The organism is Achromobacter sp. ACM03, from assembly GCF_014851665.1.
Classification (GTDB): Bacteria; Pseudomonadota; Gammaproteobacteria; order Burkholderiales; family Burkholderiaceae_B; genus Achromobacter; species Achromobacter aegrifaciens.
The window spans coordinates 403,127-426,696 of record NZ_JACVAD010000002.1; the positions used below are offsets into that span (position 1 = coordinate 403,127).

Annotated in this window: 22 protein-coding genes; 10 read left to right on the forward strand and 12 right to left on the reverse strand. The window is 67.0% G+C overall.

What is annotated here, in order from left to right:
* Positions 1-12: 12 nt before the first annotated feature.
* The 6 genes from IB257_RS10145 to IB257_RS10170 form a co-directional block, all read right to left on the reverse strand.
* Complete coding sequence (locus IB257_RS10145; protein ID WP_119452187.1) at positions 13-732, reverse strand: ABC transporter ATP-binding protein; 720 nt, start codon at positions 730-732, stop codon at positions 13-15.
* Positions 725-1,489, reverse strand: a complete 765-nt coding sequence (locus tag IB257_RS10150; protein ID WP_054454939.1) for an ABC transporter ATP-binding protein — start codon at positions 1,487-1,489, stop codon at positions 725-727. Before IB257_RS10150 ends, IB257_RS10145 begins: the two co-directional genes overlap by 8 nt.
* Complete coding sequence (locus tag IB257_RS10155; protein WP_054454937.1) at positions 1,486-2,484, reverse strand: branched-chain amino acid ABC transporter permease; 999 nt, start codon at positions 2,482-2,484, stop codon at positions 1,486-1,488. Before IB257_RS10155 ends, IB257_RS10150 begins: the two co-directional genes overlap by 4 nt.
* Positions 2,481-3,383, reverse strand: a complete 903-nt coding sequence (locus IB257_RS10160; protein WP_054454934.1) for a branched-chain amino acid ABC transporter permease — start codon at positions 3,381-3,383, stop codon at positions 2,481-2,483. Before IB257_RS10160 ends, IB257_RS10155 begins: the two co-directional genes overlap by 4 nt.
* A gap of 67 nt (positions 3,384-3,450) precedes the next feature.
* Positions 3,451-4,665 (reverse strand): ABC transporter substrate-binding protein, encoded by a 1,215-nt coding sequence (locus IB257_RS10165; RefSeq protein ID WP_054454932.1) that lies wholly within the window; start codon positions 4,663-4,665, stop codon positions 3,451-3,453.
* An 83-nt stretch (positions 4,666-4,748) separates the two neighbouring features.
* Positions 4,749-5,543, reverse strand: coding sequence for an SDR family NAD(P)-dependent oxidoreductase (locus IB257_RS10170; protein WP_054454930.1), 795 nt, complete (start codon positions 5,541-5,543; stop codon positions 4,749-4,751).
* A 204-nt stretch (positions 5,544-5,747) separates the two neighbouring features.
* Between IB257_RS10170 and IB257_RS10175 the strand changes: the two genes are divergently transcribed.
* Positions 5,748-6,425 (forward strand): GntR family transcriptional regulator, encoded by a 678-nt coding sequence (locus IB257_RS10175; protein ID WP_013391284.1) that lies wholly within the window; start codon positions 5,748-5,750, stop codon positions 6,423-6,425.
* 20 nt (positions 6,426-6,445) lie between these two features.
* Here IB257_RS10175 and IB257_RS10180 read toward each other — a convergent pair whose 3' ends face one another.
* Positions 6,446-7,099 (reverse strand): carbonic anhydrase, encoded by a 654-nt coding sequence (locus IB257_RS10180; protein ID WP_054455866.1) that lies wholly within the window; start codon positions 7,097-7,099, stop codon positions 6,446-6,448.
* 186 nt (positions 7,100-7,285) lie between these two features.
* A complete protein-coding gene (locus IB257_RS10185) occupies positions 7,286-7,624 on the reverse strand; it encodes an FxLYD domain-containing protein (protein ID WP_054454928.1) in 339 nt (112 codons plus the stop codon).
* Between the two features lie 364 nt (positions 7,625-7,988).
* Between IB257_RS10185 and IB257_RS10190 the strand changes: the two genes are divergently transcribed.
* The gene (locus tag IB257_RS10190; RefSeq protein ID WP_192492247.1) at positions 7,989-8,324 is read left to right on the forward strand and encodes a PsiF family protein; all 336 of its coding nucleotides are present in this window, start codon (positions 7,989-7,991) and stop codon (positions 8,322-8,324) included.
* Between the two features lie 79 nt (positions 8,325-8,403).
* Here IB257_RS10190 and iaaH read toward each other — a convergent pair whose 3' ends face one another.
* Together iaaH and IB257_RS10200 are read right to left on the reverse strand one after the other, a co-directional pair.
* Complete coding sequence (gene iaaH / locus IB257_RS10195) at positions 8,404-9,879, reverse strand: indoleacetamide hydrolase (protein WP_192492248.1); 1,476 nt, start codon at positions 9,877-9,879, stop codon at positions 8,404-8,406.
* 93 nt (positions 9,880-9,972) lie between these two features.
* Entirely contained in the window at positions 9,973-10,743 is a 771-nt protein-coding gene (locus IB257_RS10200) for a class I SAM-dependent methyltransferase (RefSeq protein WP_054459418.1), read from the reverse strand.
* A gap of 115 nt (positions 10,744-10,858) precedes the next feature.
* Between IB257_RS10200 and IB257_RS10205 the strand changes: the two genes are divergently transcribed.
* The gene (locus tag IB257_RS10205) at positions 10,859-11,683 is read left to right on the forward strand and encodes a helix-turn-helix transcriptional regulator (protein ID WP_054459416.1); all 825 of its coding nucleotides are present in this window, start codon (positions 10,859-10,861) and stop codon (positions 11,681-11,683) included.
* Positions 11,684-11,687: 4 nt separating this feature from the next.
* Here IB257_RS10205 and mutY read toward each other — a convergent pair whose 3' ends face one another.
* Complete coding sequence (mutY, locus tag IB257_RS10210; protein ID WP_192492249.1) at positions 11,688-12,758, reverse strand: A/G-specific adenine glycosylase; 1,071 nt, start codon at positions 12,756-12,758, stop codon at positions 11,688-11,690.
* Positions 12,759-12,926: 168 nt separating this feature from the next.
* On the opposite strand from mutY, the gene IB257_RS10215 reads away from it, so the two are divergent.
* Positions 12,927-16,538: an indolepyruvate ferredoxin oxidoreductase family protein gene (locus IB257_RS10215; RefSeq protein ID WP_192492250.1), complete on the forward strand. Its 3,612-nt coding sequence runs from the start codon at positions 12,927-12,929 to the stop codon at positions 16,536-16,538.
* A 1-nt stretch (position 16,539) separates the two neighbouring features.
* Here IB257_RS10215 and IB257_RS10220 read toward each other — a convergent pair whose 3' ends face one another.
* On the reverse strand, positions 16,540-17,526 hold the full coding sequence (locus tag IB257_RS10220; protein ID WP_192492251.1) for an AraC family transcriptional regulator: 987 nt from the start codon (positions 17,524-17,526) through the stop codon (positions 16,540-16,542).
* Positions 17,527-17,806: 280 nt separating this feature from the next.
* On the opposite strand from IB257_RS10220, the gene IB257_RS10225 reads away from it, so the two are divergent.
* From IB257_RS10225 to IB257_RS10250, 6 genes are read left to right on the forward strand one after another with little or no spacing between them, the layout of a single operon-like run.
* Positions 17,807-18,985 (forward strand): ABC transporter substrate-binding protein, encoded by a 1,179-nt coding sequence (locus tag IB257_RS10225; RefSeq protein WP_192492252.1) that lies wholly within the window; start codon positions 17,807-17,809, stop codon positions 18,983-18,985.
* A gap of 28 nt (positions 18,986-19,013) precedes the next feature.
* On the forward strand, positions 19,014-20,258 hold the full coding sequence (locus tag IB257_RS10230) for a dienelactone hydrolase family protein (protein WP_192492253.1): 1,245 nt from the start codon (positions 19,014-19,016) through the stop codon (positions 20,256-20,258).
* Positions 20,259-20,267: 9 nt separating this feature from the next.
* Complete coding sequence (locus IB257_RS10235) at positions 20,268-21,611, forward strand: aromatic ring-hydroxylating dioxygenase subunit alpha (RefSeq protein WP_054459406.1); 1,344 nt, start codon at positions 20,268-20,270, stop codon at positions 21,609-21,611.
* Positions 21,602-22,135, forward strand: coding sequence for an aromatic-ring-hydroxylating dioxygenase subunit beta (locus tag IB257_RS10240; RefSeq protein WP_192353785.1), 534 nt, complete (start codon positions 21,602-21,604; stop codon positions 22,133-22,135). The genes IB257_RS10235 and IB257_RS10240 overlap by 10 nt, the downstream gene beginning before the upstream one ends.
* The gene (locus IB257_RS10245) at positions 22,132-22,743 is read left to right on the forward strand and encodes a cysteine hydrolase family protein (protein WP_054459402.1); all 612 of its coding nucleotides are present in this window, start codon (positions 22,132-22,134) and stop codon (positions 22,741-22,743) included. The genes IB257_RS10240 and IB257_RS10245 overlap by 4 nt, the downstream gene beginning before the upstream one ends.
* A 13-nt stretch (positions 22,744-22,756) precedes the next feature.
* The gene (locus IB257_RS10250; RefSeq protein WP_054459400.1) at positions 22,757-23,563 is read left to right on the forward strand and encodes an SDR family oxidoreductase; all 807 of its coding nucleotides are present in this window, start codon (positions 22,757-22,759) and stop codon (positions 23,561-23,563) included.
* Positions 23,564-23,570: the final 7 nt, after the last annotated feature.

Here is a 23,570-nt window from a genome sequence, read left to right on the forward strand (position 1 = left end):
CCTTTCGGCGCGTCAGGCGCCCAGATAGGCGCGCTGCACGCCTTCGTCGCTGGCGAGCGCGGCGGACTCGCCTTCCAGCGCGATCTCGCCGTTTTCGAGGATGTACGCGTAGCTGGACACCGACAGCGCCAGCTTCACGTTCTGCTCCACCAGCAGGATGGTGATGCCTTGCTCGCGGTTCAGCCGCAGCACGATGTCGAAGATCTGTTCGACCACCAGCGGCGACAGACCCATCGAGGGTTCGTCCAGCAGGATCATGCGCGGGCGCGCCATCATGGCGCGGCCCGTGGCCAGCATCTGCTGTTCGCCGCCGGACAGCGTCGCGGCTTTCTGTTCGTAGCGTTCGCGCAGGCGCGGGAAGGTGTCGCACACCATGTCCAGGTCCTGCCGCACCGCGGCCCGGTCGGTGCGCAGGTAGGCGCCCATCTCCAGGTTCTCGCGCACGCTCATTTCGCGGAAGATCTCGCGGCCTTCCGGCACCTGCACGATGCCGCGTCCGACGATGGCGTCCGCCGCCAGGCGGTGTATGGGTTCGCCCGCAAAGCGCACGCTGCCCGCGGTGGGCGCAACCAGGCGCGAGATCACGTTCAGCGTGGTGGACTTGCCGGCGCCGTTGGCGCCCAGCAGCGCCACGATGGCGCCCTGTGGCACTTTCAGCGATACGTCCTGCAGCGCGCGGATATTGCCGTAGGCGGCCGATACCGCATCGACTTCAAGCAAATAATCAGCCACCGGCCGCTCCCTTGCCCAGATAGGCTTCAATGACCCGCGGGTTGCTGCGCACCTCGGCGGGCGTGCCTTCGGCGATCTTCTCGCCAAAGGACATGACGGTGATGCGATGCGAGATCGACATCACCAGCTGCATGACGTGCTCCACCAGCAGCACCGTGATGCCGTCGCGTTCGCACAGTTCGGTCAGCAGGCGGTCCAGCGTTTCGATTTCGCGGTTGCGCAGGCCGGCCGCCGGTTCGTCCAGCAACAGCAGCTTGGGCGATATGGCCAGGGCGCGCGCCAGCTCCAGCATCTTCTGGCGGCCGAAGTCCAGGCTGCACGCCGGCGTGTCCAGGAAGTCGGCCAGTCCGACGCGCTCCAGCAGGTGCTCGACGCGCTCGCGCGTCTGCGCGGCAGCGGGGCGCAGCAGCTTGCCTGCGCTGTCGGCGCCATGCGCATAGGTGCCCAGCAGGGCGTTTTCGCGCACGCTGAGCGCGCCGAACAGCTCCAGGTTCTGGAAGGTGCGGGCCACGCCCAGCGCCGCCATTTCATGCGGCTTCTTGCGGGTGATGTCCGCGCCGTCGAACCGGATGCTGCCGCTGCTGGGACGGTAATAGCGCGAGATGCAATTGAAGGTGGTGGACTTGCCCGCGCCGTTGGGGCCGATCAGCGCGTGGATGCGGCCGCGCTCGACCTGCATGGACAGGCCGTTGATGGCGGTGAGGCCGCCGAACTTGACGGTCAGGCCTTGCACGTCCAGATAGGGATGGCTGCTCATGCGGCGCTCCTTTGGGTCGGTTTGGCCGCAGCCGGGCGCGTGGCGGAAGGCAAGGGCGCAGCCGGCGCCGGTGCCCGCCCGCGCGCGCCGCGGCCGGCGAACAAGCCCTTGGGCGCGAACATCATGAAGCCCATCAGAATGACGCCGTAGATGATTTCCTGGAACGACAGGGCCTGGCGCAGCAGCTCGGAGATCAGGCCGAAGGCCAACGCGCCCGCGATGGCGCCGCGCACCGACCCGATGCCGCCAACCACCACCATCGTCAGGATCAGGATGGTGGTCTGAAAGCCCAGGCTCTCCGGGTGGATGAACGAGGCGAAGGTCGTGTACATGCCGCCGGCGATGCCGGCATAGGCCGCGGACAACGTGAAGGCCGTGCGCTTGATGGCGTTGACGTTCACGCCCATGGCCTGGGCCGCCACGTCGCTCTCGCGCACGGCGCGAAAGGCCGAGCCCAGTTGCGAGCGCGACAGCGCAATGGTGGCCCACAGCAACAGCGCGGCGATCAGCACCACGAAGGGATAGGCCTTGGCGTCCGACACCAGTTCGTAGCCGAACAGCGTGGCCGGCGAGATCCGGAAGCCGTTCGAGCCGTTGGTGACCGATTGCCAGTTCAGGAACACCCACTGCATCGCTTCGCCGAAGGCGAAGGTGGAAAGCGCCAGGTAGATGTCGCGCATGCGCAGCGCCAGCGCGCCGATCACATAGCCGAGCACGGCGGCCAGCAGCCCGCCCGCGATGATCGAAATGAAGAAGGGCGGATGCCACAGATTGTTGATGAGGCCCGCGGTATAGATGCCCACGCCGTAGAAGGCGGCGTGCGATAGCGCGAACTGCCCGGTTTCGCCGATGACCAGATGCAGGCCCAGCGCCAACACCACGAACACCATCAGCAGGTTCACCACGTAGATGACATAGCCGCTGGCCGCGAAGGGCAGGATCGCCAGCACGATGGCCATCAGCGCCAGCAGCGCATGGTCTATTTTCTTGCTCATACTTTCTTCACCTGCAGTTTGCCGCCCAAGAGCCCTTGCGGACGCAGCAGCAGCACGACCATGATGGCCACGAAAGGCGCAACCACGATGGCATTGGTCGAAATGAACAGCCCCACCAGGTTCTCGGCCACACCGATCACGAAGCCGCCGACCACCGCGCCAGGCAGGCTGGTGATGCCGCCCACGATGGCCGCGGCGTAGGCCAGGATGGCGATGTGGCCGATGTCGGGGGTGATAAGGATCTTGGGCGTGATGAGCAGCGCCGCGACCGCCGATATCAGGCCGGCCAGCGCCCACACCAGCATGCGGATGCGGGTCAGGTTCACGCCCACCAGCCGGGCGGCCTTGGGATTCATACCCACGGCGCGCATGGCGCGGCCGACCCGGGTATAGGTGAACATGCCGAAAAGCAGCAGCATCACCGTCACGGCGACCGCGAAGATCACCAGGTCCAGCTGGGTCAGCACCGCGTCGCCGATGATGATGGCGTCGGTTGATGCCAGCGGCGGCAACGAGCGCGGCGTGTCGCCCAGGCCGGTCTGGCGCACCAGGCCCTTGAGCGCATAGGCCAGGCCCAGCGTGGCGATCACCATCTGCACGCCCACGCCCTTGGAGGCGATGACGCGCTCCATCACGACGCGCTGGAACAGGCCGGACAGGATGGCCACGGCGGCGAGCGTGATGGGAATGACGACGAGATAAGGCCAGCCCATCACCAGGGTGAGGAACAGGGCGATGTAGCCGCCGACCATGAAGATCTCGCCCTGGGCGAAATTGGGCACGTCGGTGGTCTTGAAAATGATCACTACGGCGACCGCCAGCAGCGCGTACACGCTGCCCGTCACCAGTCCCGACAGCACCCCCTGCTGCAGGAACAGCCAGATATCGGCAAAGCTCATGATGTTCTCCGGCAGCCCGCGCGCTGCTGCGCCAGCGCGCGGGCCAGGCCCAAGGCGGGCCGCTGATTTACTTCTGGTACTGCCAGACGCTCTTGAAGGCGCCGGGCACGAGCGACATGTTGGTGCCGTCGAACTTGATGTAGATGGCGGATTCCTGCGCCGCGCGGTCGTTCGGGCCGAACTCGATCGGACCGGCCATGACGCCGGAGTCGAACTTCATGGTTTCCAGCGCCTGCAGCACTTTTTCGCGGGTGGGCTGCGGGCCGGCGGCCTTGAGCGCGTTGACCACCGCCATCGCGGGCGGCAGGCCGTAAGGCATGTAGGTCTGCGGATGGCCCGGCTTGGCGGCCAGGTCTGGGTAGGCCTGCTTGTACATGTCGTACACCCAGGTCAGCTTGGCGCCGCCCGGCACGTCGGACAGCACTTCCTGGATGTAGACGTTCTTGAAGGCGTCCTTGTTGCCCACGTTTTCCACCAGTTGCTTCAGGTCGGCCGTGCCGTTCACCGCCAGGACGATAGGCTTGTTCCAGCCCAGTTCCTGTGCCTTCTTGATGATGAGCGCGGCGGGGCGGGCGTATGTCGTCAGCAGAAGCACGTCGGCGTTGGCGGCGCGGATCTTCAGCATGGGCGCGGTCACGTCGGTGATGTTCGGGTTCACCGACTGGACTTGCAGCGATGCGTCGCCCAGCTGCTTGACCTGGGCCTGCGCGGCCTCCAGGTTCCAGCCGCCGTAGGCGTCGTCATGGTTGATGTAGCCGATCTTCTTGGCCTTAAGGTGCTCGGCGGCGAACTGCACCATCGAGCCGCCCACGGCGTGCTGGGAGATGGAGAAGGCGCCGTAGATGTACTTGGACGGCGGATACAGCGCGCCGTCGCCCGAGGCGTTGAGCATGACCAGCGGCACCTTTTCGCGTTCCACGTATTCGCGCGAGGCCACCACCGCGGCCGAGCAGGAACCGCCGTTCAGCAGGAACACCTTGTCCTGTTCGTTCAGCTTCTTCACCGCGGCGACCAGGTCGTTGGCGTTGCAGCGGTCGTCCTCGATCACCAGTTCGATCTGGCGGCCGTGCACGCCGCCTTCCTTGTTGACCTTGGCGTACCACATCTTGGCGGCGTTCAGCACGTCAAAGCCGTAGGCCATGCCGCTGCCGGACAAGGGCGCGAACAGACCGATCTTGATGGTCTTGTCGGTGATGCCCGGTTCCTGCTGCGCCTGCGCGCCCGTGCTCAGCGCCCATGCGCATAGCGCGGCGGCGGCTGCGTAGCGACTGCTTTTCTTCATCTTTGTCTCCCGTTCTTTTTTGTTGCGCGCCTTTGTTTGGGTGTGGCGCTTTGCTGCGTTGCCGGCCTGGCCGCCGGAATGCCTTACTGCATGCGGTAGCCGCCGTTGACGTCGATGACGCTGCCGGTGATGTAGCCGGCTTCTTCGGACGCCAGGAAGCGCACGGCGGCCGCGACATCGTCCACGGTGCCGATGCGGCCCAGCGGAATGGCCTGCGCCGCGGCGGCCAGCGCGCCGCTGCTTGTGACGGTGCTGCGCAGCATGTCGGTGTCGATTAGGCCGGGGGCAATGCCGTTGACCGTCACGCCCAGGTGCGCGGATTCGCGCGCCATGGCCTTGGTCAGGCCCAGCACCGCGGACTTGGCCGCGATGTAAGACGCGCTGGAGCGGTAGCCGCCCAGCTGCGCCGCAACCGAGGTGAACGTGACGATGCGGCCGTGCGCCAGCGGCGCGGCCTCGCGCCGGCGCAGGTAGGCGCGGCCGCACAGGAACACGCCGCGGGCGTTGACGGCGAAGCTGCGTTCCCAGATGTCCAGCGAGGTGTCCTTGATGAGCGGGCGTTCGCCGTTTTCCTGGAACAGCAGCAGGCCGGCGGCGCTGACGAGCACGGCGATGGGGCCGTGCTGCGCTTCGATCTGTTCGAACGCGTTTTCGACCGAGGACTCATCGCTGACGTCGAAGGCGAGCGACGCGTGCGGCGCGCCCAGCTCGTCGGCCACGCGGCGGGCGCGCCCGGCGTCCACGTCCGAGACGACGACGCGCAAGCCGGCGCTGGCCAGTTCCTGGCAGATGCGGGCGCCTATGCCGCCGCCGCCGCCCGTGACGAGCGCAAGACGGGGAGCCGGGCCCTTGCCGGCCGGCGTGGATACATTGGACATGCTGTCTCCTGGTAGCGTGCTGTCCGCCTAGGGTGGGACCTGGCCGCTGGTTTGAATTTTTTGCGATTATGTATACATGGATGATTCGCAGGTATAGGGGCTTACCCGGAGTGTTGCTTGATTTACATCGTGTTTTACGGAGATGTTCCGAAAACTAATAAGGCGTATGACGCCCTATGTATTCTTCATGTATACAATGCGGCTATGGACACGCTATCTCAACACGTTACCGACACGCTGCGGGACTGGGTGCTGCACGGCAAGTTCAGCCCTGGCGCCCGCCTGGAAGAAATCCCGCTGGCGGAAAAACTGGGGGTGTCGCGCACGCCGGTGCGCGCGGCGCTGGCGACGCTGGGCAATGAAGGTTTGCTGGAGCATCTGCCCAAGCGCGGCTACACGGTGCGCGCCTACGACATCGGCGAAATCGTGGCGGCCTACGAGGTGCGCGCGGCGCTGGAAGGGCTGGCCTGCCGGCAGGCGGCCTTGCGCGGGCTATCGAACGACGCCGTGGCGGTGCTGAAGAATTGCCTGGACGAAGGGGACCGGATCCTGGGCAAGGGGGTCTTGCTGGCCGAGGACCATCTGCCGTATCAGCAGGTGAACATCACCTTGCACAACGGCATCCTGGAAGCGGCGGGCAACCCCTGGGTGCGGCGCTTCGCGACGCAGGCGCAGGCTATCCCCTACGCCTCGGACCGGATCATCCTGTGGGAAGACCACGGGATCATCCTGCGATCGCATGACGACCATCACCGCATCGTCAATGCGATCATCGCCCGCGACGGCGCGCGGGCCGAGGATCTGATGCGCGAACACGTGTACTACGCGGGCATCATCCTGAAGAACAACTACGAGAGGCTGGCGCAGGCGTACCGGGTGTAAGGCCCGCCCGCGGTCCAACCTCAGGCTGCGGCCGCAGGCGCCTCGAGGCAGGGATTGAATTCGCCGGTGGCGGGGTCGCGCAGGTACAGCAGGCCGGTGGCCACGCCGAAGTAGGTGCCGTGCAGTTCCAGTTCGCCCTTTTCGACGCGGCGGCGGATGGAGGGGAAGGTCATCAGGTTGTTCAGGCTGTGCTCGACCACGGCCAGTTCCAGGCGCTTCAGGTTGGCCTGGCGGTCGCCGGTGCCGGGGCCCAGGCGTTCGGCCACGGGTTCGATCTGCGACATCCACTTGCCGATGAAATCGCCTTTGGTCAGGGGCTTGGCGTCGTCGAAGAATGAGCGGATGCCGCCGCAGGAAGCATGGCCCAGCACCACGATGTGCTTGACGTTCAGGCCGTTGACCGCGAATTCGATCGCGGCGCTGGTGCCGTGGTACGAGGATTCCGAGTCAGGGTCACAGGGCGGGACCAGGTTCGCGACGTTGCGCACGACAAACATTTCGCCGGGGCCGGCGTCGAAGATGACTTCAGGCGACACGCGGGAGTCGCAGCACCCGATGATCAGGATTTCCGGGTTTTGCCCCGATTCGGCCAGCTTCTGGTATCGGCTGCTTTCCGAAGGGAAACGGCCCCCCAGGAAAGATTGATAGCCTTCGGTAAGTCTTTTTGGAAACATGATCTTTTCTTCCTCGTAGCTGGAGCCAGGCGTGCTGGCGCGTCGGCGCACGCAACAAGGGGCTTCGTGTGGAAGCCCCTTTTATTGAGTCGACGAACGGAATTTTCCCATATTTGACCTTGCGCCACGCTGTCTAAACCCTGAAGTAATCAGGGTTTTTTCCGGTAGGCGGGCCATAACGGGCGCCTAGCGGGCGTCGACGTCCAGCGCGGTGACGCGGGTGAATTGCAGCGGCGTGACGGCCCGGATCTGCTTGATCTGGCCGGGCGCCAGCGGGCCGATGACGTCGTCGCGAACGCGGCCGATCTCGCGGCCCTGCGAGTCGTACAGCACGAAGGTCAGCATGGCGCTGTTGATGTGCCGCGCCGACTGGTTGGACAGCAGGCCGGTGATGGCCGAGACGTTCTGGTTGACGTCGCGCACGGCCTGGACATTGCCCAGCGTGACGCCGTAGACCAGGCTCTGCGCGCCGGCGGCGCCGGACAGGCCGGCAAGCAGCGCGAACGAAGCAAGGGCAAGTTTCATCATGGTCTCCTGTGCAGCCGCGCAGTCGGATGCCGTTCGGGTCCGCAGGGCGGTCAATGCCTCCTCTACCTTGGGGGCATGCTTATCTCACACCTTTCCCGCCGTGTACACAACGGGGCAAAGGGATGAATGGGTAACAGGGTGCTTGGATTGGTCGCAAATTCGCCTGCGTGGATGGCCTGTCCACGAGGGAAGCGGCCGGTGGTTTCAGGGGCATGTAAGGCCTTGGCGATTCTTGACTTTCCGCACTCTTGCGCAGGGTTCGGGTTTGTTCGATCATGACCGGGCCGGCGATTGGGCCGGCGGATCGTGCGGCCCGCCTTTGCGACTGAGTCCAGGCGCGCGGGCGCCAAGGGAGGAACCCATGCTTTCCCGTACCAGCCTGTTGGCCTCGGCCTTTCTGTTGACCGCTTGTTTTGCTGGCGCAGCCCTTGCCCAGACCCCCGCAGCTCCCGCCACCGCCAAGACGCCTACGCCGCAACAGCAGCGCATGGCCGACTGCAACAAGTCCGCTGAAGGCAAGAAGGGCGACGACCGCAAGGCCTACATGAGCAGCTGCCTGAAGGGCGAAACCGCCGCGCCCGCCAAGGAGCTCACGCCGCAGCAGCAGAAGATGAAGGACTGCAACGCCAAGGCCACCTCGCAGCAACTGACCGGCGACAAGCGCAAGACCTTCATGAGCACCTGCCTGAAAGGCTGATGCCGACGCAACGCGTCATCTCGCGAAGAAAATCGCCAGCCCGTGAACCGGCTGGCGATTTTTTTGCATGAAGCGCCTCTCAGCCGCCGGAACGTCCCGGCCCCTGCAAGCGTCCCAGCACGCTTTCCAGCGCCAACCCGACCGCCAGCACCTTGCGGTCCTCGCCCGGCAGCCCGTCGACTTCCAATCCCACCGGCAGTCCGTCCGCTGCCAAGCCCGCAGGCACGCTCAGCCCCGGCAGGCCGGCGTTGCTGCCCGGATCGACGTTGCGCGCCAGGCGGCCGAAGCTCTCGAAGCTGCTGGCCTCGGGCGTGGCGGCCATCGGCGGGATCGGCACGGTGGGAAACAGCAGGCCGTCCAGCGCATGCTCCTGGAACGCGCGGCGGTACACGCCGATGAGCTCGTCGCGGTGCGTCGTCATGGCGCGTTCATAAAGCGGCTGCAGCGGCAGCGCCTCGCCGGAGGGCAGGGGCAGCACGCCAGGCACGATGAGGCCGTCGAAAATTCCTTTGACGTCCGGGCTGGAAATTTGCGCCACCACCTGTTCGAAGCTGAGGCCCGTGCCGTAGCGGCTGAGATAGTCGGTCAGGTCGCCCTTCTGTTCGTACAGGCAGACCGGCATGCCGACCGCGGCGTTGCTGGCTTCCAGGCCCGGCATTTCCAGTTCGACCAGTTGCACGCCGGCCGCGCGCAGCTTGGCCAGCGCGGCATCCGTGACGGCCTGCACCTGCGGATCCAGGTCCTTCCAGAAGTAGTCGCACAGGCCCAGGCGCATGCCGGCAGGAGGCAGGGCGGACAAGGGCTGGCGGTCGCCCGTCAGCACCGCGTCCAGCAGCACGATGTCGTCCATGCTGTTGGCGATGGGCCCCGGCGTATCGCGGGTGTGCGAGATCGGCGTGATGCCGGCGCCGTCGTAGCGGCCCACCGACGGGCGAAAGCCCACCGCGCCGTTCACCGCGGCAGGCAGGCGCACCGAGGCGCCCGTGTCCGTACCCAGCGCGGCCGGCGTCAGGCGCGCGCCCACCGCCGCGCCGCTGCCCGAGGACGAGCCGCCAGCGATCAGGCGCGCGTCATAGGCATTGCGCGTGCCTTCGCCGTGCGCGCCGGGAAAGGCGGTGTTGTACCCCGACACGCCGAAGGCCAGTTCGTGCATGTTGGTCTTGCCCACGATGACGGCGCCCGCCTCGCGCAGGCGGCGCACCACCGGCGCGTCCTCGGCCGGACGGAAATTCTTCAAAGCGGGCGTGCCGGCCGTGTTGGGCAGGCCGGCAACGTGGATGTTGTCCTTGATGGCGATGGGCACGCCCGCCAGCGGCAGCGCGGCCTGGTCCGCCTGGCCGCGGGCGGCATCCTGGGCGCGGGCCTGGGCCAGCGCGCCTGCGCGGTCCACGGTGATGAAGGCGTTGAGATCGGCGCGCGCCTCGATGCGGTCCAGGCAGGCCTGGGTCAGCGCAACGCTGGTGAGGCGGCCCTGCCGGATCAGGGCCGCGGCCTCGGTGACGGTCAGGTCCGCAGGGGACGCGGCGGGCAATGACTGTTTGGACGTATCGGACATGACGCTTCCTTACCTGTGCGGGATTCTGTCGAATCCGTACCTATACAGGGGGAAGCGGGCGCTGTCGAGCAGGTCCCGCCGCCGCTGCAGGAATCAGCCCGGTTTTCTCACCACGATGGTCGCCGTGTCGCTGGTGAAGGATGCGTCGTCCTGCACCTCGAAGTGCGCGCGCACCACGTCCGGCGCGATGCCGAACATGTGGCGCAGCGCCGCCACCAGCGTCTCCGGGGTGCGCATGCGCACAACCCAGGACTGGAACTCCAGCGGCAGGCGGCGCGGCGTCAGACCCTGCAGGGTGAAGCCGGCCTCGGTCAGCATGCGGGTCCACTCGGCGACCGAGTAGTCGCGCACGTGCGAAGTGTCGCGCAGCACCTCGATGGTCTGCAGCCACGTATCCAGGAGCGGCTCGCCCGGCGACACCACGTCGGCGAACACGGCGATGCCGCCCGGCTTCAGCACGCGGAAGGCTTCCCGCAGGCCGCGCCCGGCGTCCTGCCAGTGGTGGGTGGAGTAGCGCGACATCACCAGGTCGAACTCGCCGTCGCCGAAGGGCAGGTACTCCGCCTTGCCCTGGCGGGTGGCCAGATTGGCCAGCCCGCGCTTGGCGGCCTCGCCGGCGACCACGTCCAGCATCTGCTGCGACAGGTCATAGGCGGTGACGTGTTTGACCTGCGGCGCCACGTGAAAGCTCACGTGGCCGCCGCCACAGCCCAGGTCCAGCAGCCGGGCTTCGGGATGCTGCGCGGCGATGTCGGCCATCTGCAGCAGGTCTTCGCCCTGCGCGTGTACGGCGCTGGTCAGATAGGCGGTCGCGCGCGGGCTGAATTGGCGATCGACGGCGGCGTCATGGGTACTGGCGGTCATGGGAATCCTTGGGTGGCTGGGGCCGGTACAGGGGCGGAAAGCATTTGGAAGCGGCGGCCCAGGCGCTAAGATAGGCGGCCGCCCATACACGTACAAGTCCATTGCTCATCCTGGTATGACTACTTCCCCCCAAGCCGGCGCCGCCGGTCACGAAGGCTCCCCCCTGCGCCGCCAGGCGCTGGGCGAATTCGTGCGCAGCGCCCGCTCCCGCATCACGCCCCAGATGGCCGGCCTGCCCGAAGGCATGCGCCGCCGCACCCCCGGACTGCGGCGCGAGGAAGTCGCCCAGCTTTGCGGCATCAGCGTCACCTGGTACACCTGGATCGAACAGGGGCGGGAAGTGTCGGTATCGCCCTCGGTCTGGTCGCGCATCGCGGGCGTGCTGCAACTGGCCCGCGCCGAACGCGCCTATCTGTTCGACCTGGCCGACTGCGCCGACCCTCAGCATGCCCGCGACGACGCCGGCGCGCCGGGTCCCTTGCAGGAATGCGTGAACGCGATCAACGCCCCGGCCTACGTGCTGGACCGCGCCTGGAATGTGCTGGCCTACAACGAGCCCCTGCGCGACCTGTTCGACAACTGGCCGGCGCGCGATGCCGAGCCCAACCTGCTGCGCTATATCTTCCTGGACCCCGCCGCCCGCGAGCTGGTGGTGGATTGGGACCAGCGCGCTCGCCGCGTGGTGGCGGAATTCCGCGCCGACGCCGGCGCGCATCTGGACGAGCCGGCCGTGCTGGCGCTCTTGGACAACCTGAACCGGCAAAGCCCGGTGTTCGCCCACTGGTGGACGCGCCACGCGGTGGTCGAGCGCGAAGGCGGCCTGCGTGAGTTCCAGCATCCGGGCCGCGGCAAGCTGGCTTACCAGCAGATCACGTTCCGGCTGGCGACGCATCCGGACCTGAAGCTGGTGATCTTGTTGGGCGGGGGCGCGCAGCCCTGAAAGATCAGCCCTTGAACAGGCTGTCCTGCATCCCGGCTTCGACCAGTCCTTGCAGCAGTTTTTTCACCGGCGCCGGCAGCGCCATCGACGGCAGTTCATCCGCCGGCACCCAGCGCTCCGGCCTTGCGGACTCGCGCAGCCCGGCTGCGCGCACCGGCACCAGCCAGGGCCGGATGTGCAGGCGGTAGTGCGTGAAGGTGTGGGCGAAGGCCGCCAGCTCGAAGCGGTGTTCGGGCTCCAGGCCCAGCGCGCGGGAAGCGCTGTCGGGGTCTTGCGACACGTCGAATTCGGGCAGGCTCCACAGTCCGCCCCAGATGCCGGGTTCGGGCCGCTGCTGCAGCAGGAAGGCGCCTTGGTGCCGCAGGACCAGCATACAGGTCTCGCGTTCGGGGATCGCCTTGCGCGCCTTGGGCGTGGGCAGTTCGGCCTGGCGGCCCTCGCGCTTGGCCACGCAGCTGTCCGCCACGGGACAGGCCTCGCACGCGGGCTTGCCGCGCGTGCATAGCGTGGCGCCCAGGTCCATCAGCCCCTGCGTGTAGGCGGCCATGTCCAGGCCGGGCGCGGCCTCGACCTGCGCATCGGCCAGCGCCCACAGCCTCTGTTCGACTTCACGCTTGGCGGGATCGCCGGCGATGCCGAAGTGCCGCGTGAATACGCGTTTGACGTTGCCGTCCAGGATGGGCGAGCGCTCGCCGTAAGCGAACGCGGCGATGGCGGCGGCGGTGGAACGGCCGATGCCGGGCAGCGTGGCGATGGCTTCGGCCGTGGGCGGGAAACGTCCGCCCCAGTCGCGCGCGATTTCTTGCGCGCAGCGGTGCAGGTTGCGGGCGCGGGCGTAGTAGCCCAGTCCGGCCCAGTAGGGCATCACGTCTTCCTGCGCGGCCGCCGCCAGCGCGGCGACGTCCGGAAAGCGCTGCAGGAAGCGTTCGTAGTAGGGAATGACCGTCGCCACCTGCGTCTGCTGCAGCATGATCTCGGAGAGCCAGATGCGGTAAGGATCCCGGGTGTTTTGCCAGGGGAGATCGTGGCGGCCGTGGCGGCGCTGCCAGTCGACGATACGAGGGGCGAAGTCCATGGCGGCAATTATCGCATCGCCCTATTGCCCGGGTTGGGGCTAGCGGTTACAAACAATGGAAACAGAAGCGCGCCAGCGCCCGCAATTCACGTCCCTTGCTCGCCCGCGTGCGCTTCAAGAGGGTGTCGCGCGTAGCCGGCCGGGGTTCCTGGATCCCTTGGAGTCGACATGAACGCTCCTGTTTCGCCCGCCTTGCGTGCCGCGCTTGAATCCGTCCAGCTGGACGACAAGTACACCCTGGAATCCGGGCGCGCCTGGATGAGCGGCATCCATGCCCTGGTCCGCCTGCCCATGATGCAACGCGTGCGCGATGCGCGCGCCGGCCTGAACACGGCGGGCTTCGTGTCGGGTTATCGCGGCTCTCCGCTGGGCGGCGTGGACCAGAACATGTGGAAGGCGGCCAAGTACCTGAAGGCGCATCACGTCGAGTTCCAGCCGGGCATCAACGAAGACCTGGCCGCCACCGCGGTGTGGGGTTCGCAGCAGGTCAACCTGTTCCCCGGCGCCAAGTACGACGGCGTGTTTGGCATGTGGTACGGCAAGGGACCTGGCGTGGACCGCTGCGGCGATGTCTTCAAGCACGCGAACGCGGCCGGCACCTCGCGCCACGGCGGCGTGCTGGTGGTGGCGGGCGATGACCACCCCGCAAAGTCTTCGACCCTGCCGCACCAGAGCGACCACATCCTCAAGGCCTGCATGATTCCCGCGCTGTTTCCGTCCAGCGTGCAGGAAGTGCTGGACTACGGCCTGCATGGATGGGCGATGAGCCGCTACGCGGGCGTCTGGGTGGGCATGAAGTGCATCACCGACATCGTCGAAGTCTCGGCTTCCGTGGACGTGGATCCCCATCGCGTGGAGATCCTGCTGCCGCAGGACTTTTTGCTGCCGGCCGACGGCCTGAACATCCGGCTGCCCGACACGCCGCTACAGCAGGAAGCCCGCCTGCTGGACTACAAGCTCTATGCCGCGCTGGCCTATGCCCGCGCCAACAAGCTCAACCGCGAACTCTGGCACGTGCCGCAGCGCGATGCGCGCTTCGGCATCATGACCTCGGGCAAGGCTTATCTGGACACGCGCCAGGCGCTGTCCGACCTGGGGCTGTCCGAGTCCGTATGCCAGCGCATCGGCCTGCGGTTGTTCAAGGTCGGCATGGTCTGGCCGCTGGAATCCACCGGCATGCAGCATTTCGCCGAAGGCCTGGACGAGATCCTGGTGGTCGAGGAAAAGCGCCAGGTGCTGGAGTACCAGCTGAAGGAAGAACTGTTCAGCTGGATCGGCAGCGGCAAGAAGATTCCGCGCGTGGTCGGCAAGTTCGACGACAAGGACGGCGGCGAATGGTCGGTGCCGCAGGGCAACTGGCTGCTGCCGGCGCACTACGAGTTCTCGCCCGCGATGGTCGCGCGCGCCATCGCCGCGCGCCTGCTGCGCTTCGAACTGCCCGAGGACGTGCGCGCCGGCATCGAGGCGCGCCTGGCCTTCATCAGCGGCCGCGAACAGGCGCTGGCGCGCCCGCGCGTGGTCGAAGAGCGCAAGCCCTGGTTCTGTTCGGGCTGTCCGCACAACACCTCGACCCGCCTGCCGGAAGGTTCGCGCGGGATGGCAGGCATAGGCTGCCACTACATGGTCCGCTGGATGGACCGCAGCACCGATGTCTTTACACAGATGGGCGGCGAGGGCGTGCCCTGGGTGGGACAGGCTCCGTTCACCGAGGAAAAGCACGTGTTCGCCAACCTGGGCGACGGTACCTACTTCCATTCGGGCTTGCTGGCCATACGCGCGGCGGTGGCGGCCAAGGTGCCCATTACCTACAAGATCCTGTTCAACGACGCGGTGGCGATGACGGGCGGGCAGCCGGTGGACGGCCCCTTGAGCGTGCCCATGATCAGCAGCCAGGTGGCGGCCGAGGGCATCGAGAAAATCATCGTCGTCACCGACGATCCCGACAAGTACAAGCATGTCGAGGGACTGGCCCCAGGCGTGCCGGTGCGGCATCGCGACGAACTCGACGCGGTCATGCGCGAACTGCGCGAGCATCCCGCGGTATCGGTGCTGATCTATGACCAGACCTGCGCCACCGAGAAGCGCCGCCGCCGCAAGCGCAATGCCTACCCGGATCCGGCCCGCCGCGTGCTCATCAACGAGCGCGTGTGCGAAGGCTGCGGCGATTGTTCACAGAAATCGCACTGCCTGTCGGTGGAACCGCTGGACACCGAGTTCGGCCGCAAGCGCACGATCAACCAGTCCAGCTGCAACAAGGATTTCTCCTGTCTGAAGGGTTTTTGCCCCAGCTTCGTGACGGTGGAAGGCGGCAAGCTCAAGAAGCCGGACGCCCTGGCGCAGGACGGCGCCATCGACGACGACGTGCCGCATCCGGCGGCGCGCGAACTGCATCAGCCCTACGGCGTCTTCATCGCTGGCGTGGGCGGCACGGGCGTGGTCACCATAGGCCAGTTGCTGGGCATGGCCGCGCACCTGGAAGGCAAGGGCTGTTCGGTGCTGGACATGGCGGGCCTGGCGCAAAAGGGCGGCGCGGTGTACTCGCACGTGGTGCTGGCGCAGACGCCGGACCGCCTGCTGAATACGCGGGTCGCCATGGGCGAGGCCGACCTGCTGCTGGCAGGCGATCTGGTCGTGGCCACCAGCGCCGAATCCATGGCGCGGGTGAATCCGGAGCGCACCCGCGTGCTGCTCAACAGCGACACCGCGCCGACCGCGGCCTTCGTCGGCAATCCGGACTGGACGCTGCCGGGCGCCAACCTGACCGCAGACCTGGCGTCCGCCTGCGGCAAGGAGCACCTGGCCACCGTCGATGCCGCCGCATTGGCCCTGGGCTTGCTGGGCGACGCGATCTACTCGAATCCGCTGATGATGGGCTACGCCTACCAGAAGGGCTGGATCCCGCTGTCGCAGCAGGCGCTCTTGCGCGCCATCGAACTGAACGGCCAGCAGGTGCCGAACAACCTGGCAGCCTTTGCCTGGGGCCGCCGCGCCGCGCACGACCTGGCGGACGTGAAGCGCCTGATCGCCAACGGCGGCGCGCCGTCGCGGCCGGAAGGCATCATCGAACTCAAGCGTCCGCGCGCCGCCAGTCCGGTGATGGAACTGAAGAAGCCGACCGGCGAACTGGAGCGGGTGGTGGCGGTGCGCAAGGCTTTCCTGACCGACTACCAGAACCAGGCTTACGCCCTGCAATACACCGAACTGGTGGACAAGGTGGCGCGCGCCGAGCGCGAGGCTACGGGCACCAACCGGCTGGCGCTGGCGGTGGCACGCTACTACTTCAAGCTGATGGCCTACAAGGACGAATACGAAGTCGCGCGGCTGTATTCGGACGGAGAGTTCCTCAAACGGGTGCAATCGCAGTTCGAAGGCGACTGGAAGCTGCGTTTCCACCTGGCGCCGCCGCTGTTCGCGCGGCGCGACCAGGAAGGCCGCCTGATCAAGCGCAGCTATGGCCCGGGGATGTTGCGCGTGTTCCGGGTGCTGGCGCGGATGCGGAGATTGCGCGGCACGAAACTGGACCCGTTCGGCTACACGGCCGAGCGCCGCGCCGAACGCGAACTGATCCGCGAGTACCGGGAGACGATCACGGCGATCCTGTCGAAATTGAATCGCGGGAATCTGGATCGTGCGGTGGCGCTGGCGAGCTTGCCCGAGGACATCCGAGGGTACGGGCATGTGAAGGAGGCCGCGATGGAGAGCGTGGCGGCGCGCAGGGAGACGTTGCTGAAGGACTTCAGCGCGACGGTGGTTTCCATCGGAGGAGCGCGGGTGGCTTGAGTTACTCCATGATCCGCCGCGTCTCGCGCGGCAGTTCCCCGAAACGTTCCCGGTAATACTCCGAGAACCTCCCCAGATGTCCGAACCCTACGCCCAGCGCCACTTCGGTGACGCTGGCGCCTGTCTGCGTGCGCAACCGGTTTCTGGCTTCGTCCAGCCGCAGCGCCCGCAGCGCATTCATGGGCGTGGTGTTGCGGTGTTCCTGGAACAGGCGCGTCAGCGCGCTGGCGCTGGCGCCGGCGTGACGGGCGATGTCGGCCAGGGTGAGCGGAGCAGCGAGGCGGTCGCGCATATAGGCTTCGGCGGCGCTCAGGCGGCGCGGGACGGCGGGGGCGATGCCGGCGTGCGCCTGCCAGCTGTTGGGCTGGTTGTAGAGCAGGTGCAGCACCAGCGTGTCTTCCAGGTGCTCCAGCCAGGCCGCGGGCGGACGGGGGGCGCCGTCATCCAGGGTGGGCAGCAGGTGGATCAGGCTTTCGACCATGCTGCGCCAGACGGCGCCCACGGGATTATCCAGGCGCAGGGCGGGGCTGAAATCCAGCGGCCTGGTGGCGGCCTCGCCGAATGCGCGCTGCCCGATGGCTTCGAGCTTGCCGCGGGGGATCTTGAGCAGCAGTTGTTCGCAGCCGGCTTCCCAGTGCAGCTTGAGCGGGCGGTTGGGGGCGATGACCGCGGCGCAGTCGGGGTCGGCGTCGACGCGGTCGTTGCCGCATTCGATACAGGCGCGGCCGCTCAGGGGGACCTGGACCAGCATGAAATCCTGCAGGCGGTCGGGTTCGATGTGGACTTCGGCGCCGTAGCGCAGCGTACAGACCGTCAGCGACCCGAAGCGGCCCCGGTTCAGTTCGGCATCGACGCGGCCACCCTTCCAGGTGAGACGGTGTTCCTTCAGGGCTTCAGATACGAGGGTGCGCGTCTCGTCCTGCTGGGTGGAGCTGAAGACGCGCCGCTTGAACAGCGGCGCAAGCGTAAGTCGGGACCAGCCGTGCATGGATGCCTCCGGGACGGGAACGCTCCCGTGTCACTGCCGAGGGTAATTTAAACGTCAAGGACTTGGAATTAAGTGATTCCCGGATAAGGCTGACGGAATCCGGATAGAGCGGCCCCCTGGCGCGGCCTAATCTAGCCGGCAGGCCCTTCGCGTGCAGGTTGGAGGGCGCCGCCGCGGCGCGTAAGCTGGCGGCGTTGTTCGGCAGCATGCGTTAACCGACGGCAGACGGGTTCTGTCAGCTTTCCGCCGGCATGGCCAGGCGGGGATAACGGGGTGGCTCATGAATCGGAATCTATGGAGCCGGCGCGCGCTGGCTGCGCTGGTGTGCATGACGGCGGCGGCGGGCGCGACGGCGGCGGACAAGGTCAAGGTCGGCTTGCTGACCACGCTGTCGGGGCCGGGCGCGGCGCTGGGCAACGAGATCCGCGACGGCTTCAATCTGGCGCTGCAACATACGGGCGGCAAGCTCGGCGGCCTGCCGGCGGAAGTCGTGGTGGCGGACGACCAGCAGAAGGCGGACACGGGCCGCCAGGCGGTGGAGCGGCTGTTGAAGCGCGACCGCGTGAACGTCATGACGGGCGTCGTGTTCTCGAATGTGCTGCTGCCGGTGATGCCGGCCATCCTGCAGTCGGGCACCATCTACCTGAGCACCAATACTGGCCCGGAGAACTATGCGGGTGCAGGCTGTAATCCGAATTTCTTCGCGGTGGCATGGCAGAACGAGGACATCCCGGCCGCGATGGGCAAGTACGCCACAGACCAGGGCTACAAGAGCGTGGCGCTGATCGCGCCGGATTATCCGGGCGGACGCGAATCGCTCAACGGTTTCAAGCGCCTGTACAAGGGCGGGCTGTCCGAAGAGATCTACACCCAGCTGGGGCAGTTGGATTATGGCGTGGAGATCACGCGCCTGCGCGCCAGCAAGCCGGACGCGGTGTTCTTCTTCCTGCCCGGCGGCATGGGCGTGAATTTCATCAAGCAGTTCAACGGCGCCGGCCTGTCCAAGGAGATCGCGCTGCTGGCGCCGGGCTTCTCGGGCGACGAGGACACCATCGCGGCGGTGGGCGCGCCCATCGAGGGCATGCGCAATACCTCGCAGTGGGCCTCGGACCTGGACAACCCCGCCAACCGCAAGTTCGTCGAGGACTTCCGGAAGACCTACAACCGCAGCCCCACGCTGTATGCCTCGCAGGGCTATGACGCGGCCATGCTGCTGGACAGCGCGGTGCGCCAGACCGGCGGCAAGCTGGAGGCGGACGCGCTGCGTCCGGCGCTGCGGCGCGCGGACTTCAAGTCGGTGCGCGGCGATTTCAAGTTCAACCGCAACCAATATCCGGTGCAGAACTATTACCTGCGCATCGTCGAGGCCGGGGCGGGGGGCAAGTTGTCCAATAAGCTGTCGGGCACGGTGCTGACCCAGTATCAGGACCCTTTCGCCGCAGCCTGCCAGATGAAGTAGGGCGGACATCCGCAACAAGGAGATACGTATGACCCAGAACATTACGACGCGCGAAGTGACGGTGGCCTCGCATGACGGCAAGTCCTTCGGCGCCTATCTGGCCGTGCCGGCGTCCGGGCATGGCCCGGGCCTGGTGCTGTGCCAGGAGATCTTCGGCGTGAACGATTTCATGCGCCGCGCGGCGCAGCTGCTGGCCGAGGAAGGTTATGTGGTGCTGGTGCCGGACCTGTTCTGGCGCCAGCAGCCGGGCATCCAGCTGACCGATGGCCCGGCCGACATGCCGCGCGCCTTCGAGCTTTACCAGAAATTCGACGTAGAGCTGGGCCTGAAGGACATCGCGTCCACCATCGCCGCGCTGCGCGGGCTGCCTGAACAGCAGGGCGGGGTGGGCGTGCTGGGCTACTGCCTGGGCGGCAAGCTGGCCTACCTGGCCGCCTGCCGCACCGACGTGGACGTGGCCATCGGCTACTACGGCGTAGGCATCGAGAACAGCCTGGACGAAGCGGCGCAACTGTGCGGCCGGCTGGTGCTGCACATCGCCGAGCAGGACGGCTTCTGTCCGCCCGAGGCGCGTCAGCGCATCCTGGAAGCGCTGGGCAACAAGCCCGGGGTGCAGATCTACGTCTACCCGGGCATGGACCATGCGTTCGCGCGCACGGGCGGGGACCATTACGACAAGCCTTCGGCGCTGATGGCGCATCAGCGCAGCATGGCGGCCTTGCAGCGCGCCATCGGGCCGGAGTTCGACTATTCGTACTTGTGGGACAAGCACTGCGAGTACGAATTCGGCACGCGCGATGTGGCGGCGACCATGGCGACCATGGTCGCCGAACCCTACGTTAACCACATCCCCACCATGACCGGGGGCGTGGGCCACAAGGAGCTCAGCCGCTTCTACCAGCATCACTTCGTCAACAGCAATCCGCCGGATACGCGCCTGGTGCCGCTGTCGCGCACGGTGGGCGCGACGCAGATCGTGGACGAGCTGCTGTTCTGCTTCACGCACACCACCGAGATCGACTGGCTGCTGCCGGGCGTGAAGCCCACGGGCAAGTACGTGGAGATTCCGCTGATCGCCATCGTCAAGTTCCGCGGCGACAAGCTCTATCACGAGCACATCTATTGGGACCAGGCCAGCGTGCTGGTGCAGGTGGGCCTGCTGGACCCCAAGGGCCTGCCCGTGGCCGGTCGCGAGACCGCGGCCAAGCTGCTGGACGAGACCCTGCCGTCGAACACGTTGATGGCGCGCTGGAAAGAAAGCGAGAACAAGTAGGAGCCGGACATGTCATACACCGAAGAGCAATTGGCCGCGATGGTGCGCGGCGACAGCGTGCACCGCGGCGTCTACACCGACCCCGCCATCTTCGACCTGGAGATGCAGCGGATCTATGGCCGCGCCTGGATCTACGTGGGGCACGAAAGCCAGGTGCCCAAGACGGGCGACTACCACACCACGCGCCTGGGCGACCAGGACGTGCTGATGGTGCGCGCCACCGACGGCCGCGTGCATGTGCTGTACAACCGCTGCCCGCACAAGGGCGCCAAGGTAGTGGCGGACGGCGAGGGCTGCGTCGGCAAGTTCTTCCGCTGCCCCTACCACGCCTGGACCTTCAAGCTGGATGGCAGCCATCTGGGCGTGCCGTTGAAGCAGGGGCTGGAGGGTACGGCCTACGATCCCGCCGATCCGTCCTTTTCGATGCGCCGGGTGGCGCGCGTGGAAAGCTATCGCGGCTTCGTGTTCGCCAGCCAGGCCAAGGACGGCCCGGCGCTGGAAGACTTCCTGGGCGGCGTGCGCTCGTCGATCGACAATCTCTGCGACCGTTCGCCGGTGGGCGAGGTGGAAGTGGCCGGTGGCATCTTCCGCGTCATGCAGCGTTCCAACTGGAAGGTGTTCTACGAGAACCTGCACGACACCATGCATGCCCGCGTCACGCATGAATCGTCGTATGCCGCGGCCCGCGACGAAGCCAAGGAAATGGGCGAGATGCCGCTGGAGCTGCACATCATGGACGGCAACGGCGAACCCTACGAATTCTGGGAAAAGCTGGAGCTGCGCGCCTATCCCAACGGCCACGGCTACATGGAAGGCATCTTCAATCCGGGCGCGGCCGAGCGCGACCCGGTGTCGCGCGCGCATTTCGAAACCCTGACCGCCGCCTATGGCGAGACGCGCGCCCGCGAGATCCTGGGCATGAACCGCCACAACACGGTGATCTACGGCAGCGGCTCGCCCCACACGGTGTTCCAGCAGTTCCGCGTGATCCGACCCATCGCCGTCGACCGCACCATGATCGAGATCCAGACCTTCCGCTGCAAGGGCGCGCCGGACGGCGTTTTCAAGCGCGCCATGCTGTACGCCAACGTCATTAACTCGCCTTCGTCCAACGTCATGCCGGACGACATCGAACTCTACAACCGCTGCCAGGAAGGCAACGCCACGAGAGGCGGTGAATGGGTCAGCATGCACCGCTACCACGGCAGCGACCGCAGCGATAGCGAAGGCCTGGTGTCGGTCAACGGCACCAGCGAGCTGCCCATGCGCAACCAGTTCGACGCCTGGAAGACCTATATGGAAGCCGGCCCCGCCGCCGCCGAAGCCGCCACCGGAGACCGCTCATGCTGCTAGACCTTGATTTCGACGTGAGCACGGAAGGCCTGTCGCCGGCCGAGGTCCCGGCCGACGCCTATCACCGCATCGCGCAGTTCCTGTACCGCGAGGCCCGCCTGCTGGACGAACGCCGCTACGAGGACTGGCAGGCGCTGTGGACCGCCGACGGCATGTACTGGATGCCGCGCACGGCGGGCCAGCAGAGCCCCTACGACCACATCTCGCTGTTCTGGGAAGACCGCATGCTGCGCGACGTGCGCATCCGCCGGCTGGAGCATCCGCGCAACTGGTCGCAGCAGCCGCCCACGCGCAGCGCGCGGCTGGTGGGCGCGGTGGAGATCGAGGGCGTGGACGCCGGCGGTAATCTGGTGGTGCATTCCACCTTCCAGATGACCGAATGGCGCAAGCGCCAGCCGCGCCAATTGGCGGGCCGCTATACCCATAAGCTGGCCGCCGAGGGCGACAGCTGGCGTATCCGCATGAAGCGGGTGGATCTGGTCAATTGCGACGACGTGCACGACGTGTTCGAGGTGTTCGTGTGACTGCGACCGACGCCGCGGTGCTGGCGCTGCACTTCCAGAACGACGTGCTGCACCCCGAGGGCAAGATCCGTGTCGGCCTGGATGCGGACAGCGGGGCGCGTCAGCGCCTGCTGGACAACGCGGCGGCCCTGCTGGCGGGGGCGCGGGCGCATGATCTGCCCATCGTGCACGTGCGCATCGCATTCCGGCCGGATTACGCCGACCTGATGGCCAATTGCCCCATCTTCCGCAACGTGGCCGCCATCGGCGCGGTGCCGGAGGGGCAGTGGGGCAGCGCGTTTTACGAGGGGCTGCAGCCGCTGGCCGGCAGCGCGCGCGAGTTCGTGGTGAAGCACACCCGCATCAGCGCCTTCTACGGCACGCCGCTGGAAGAGACCCTGCGGCTCTTGGGCGCGCGTCGGCTGGTGGTGGCAGGCGTCGCCACGCATTCGGTGGTGGAGGGCACGGTGCGCCATGCGGCCGACATCGGCTTCGAGGTCATGGTGGCGCAGGACGCATGCGCGTCCGCCGACCCGGCGGTGCACGACGCGTCGCTGGCCAGCATGCGCCTGATTGCGCAAACCGGGCCGGTGGCGGAAGCTGTGCGCTGGGCCGCCGCGCCTCATTGATCAAGGATTCATCATGGATTTCACAGGCTTTCCCGGGCTGGCCGGCAAGACCGCCATCGTCACTGGCAGCACCCAGGGACTGGGCGCGGACATCGCGCGCGGCCTGGCCGCGGCTGGCGTCAACGTGGTGCTGGTCGGGCGCAACGCCGAGGCCGGCCGCAAGCTCGAAGACGAGCTGGACGGCCGTGCGCTGTATTGCGAAACCGACATCGGGCAGGACGCGCAGATACAGCGCTGCATCGATGCTGCCGTGGCGCGTTTCGGACGGCTGGATATCCTGGTCAACAACGCTTGCCAGTACGCGGACCGGGGCCTGGCCTCGTCGCGCGAGGAATGGCACAACACGCTGGACACCAACCTGGTGTCGGCGGCCATCTTCACGCAACTGGCTGCGCCGCTGCTGCCGCGCGGCGGCGTGGTGGTGAACATGGGCAGCACCGGCGGCAAGTTCGGCGCGGCCGGGCGCGCGCTTTATCCGGCGTCCAAGGCGGCGCTGCTGCAGATCACCAAGAACTTCGCGGTGGAGCTGGCGCCGGCCGGCGTGCGCGTGCTGGCGGTGTCGCCGGCCTGGACCTGGTCGCCGTCGGTGGAACAGTTGTCGGGCGGTTCGCGTCCGGCGGCGGACGCGGTGGGCGCGCATTTCCATCCGCTGGGGCGGGTAGGGTCGGGCGAGGAGATCGCCGCGGCCGTGTGCTTCGCCTGCTCCGACGCGGCCTCGTGGATGACGGGTGTGGACATACCCGTGGACGGCGGCTTTTCCATCCTGGGGCCGGACCGCGGCATTTCGCCGCGCGCCTGGTTCAAGGAGCTGGCGCCCTGAGGGCGCC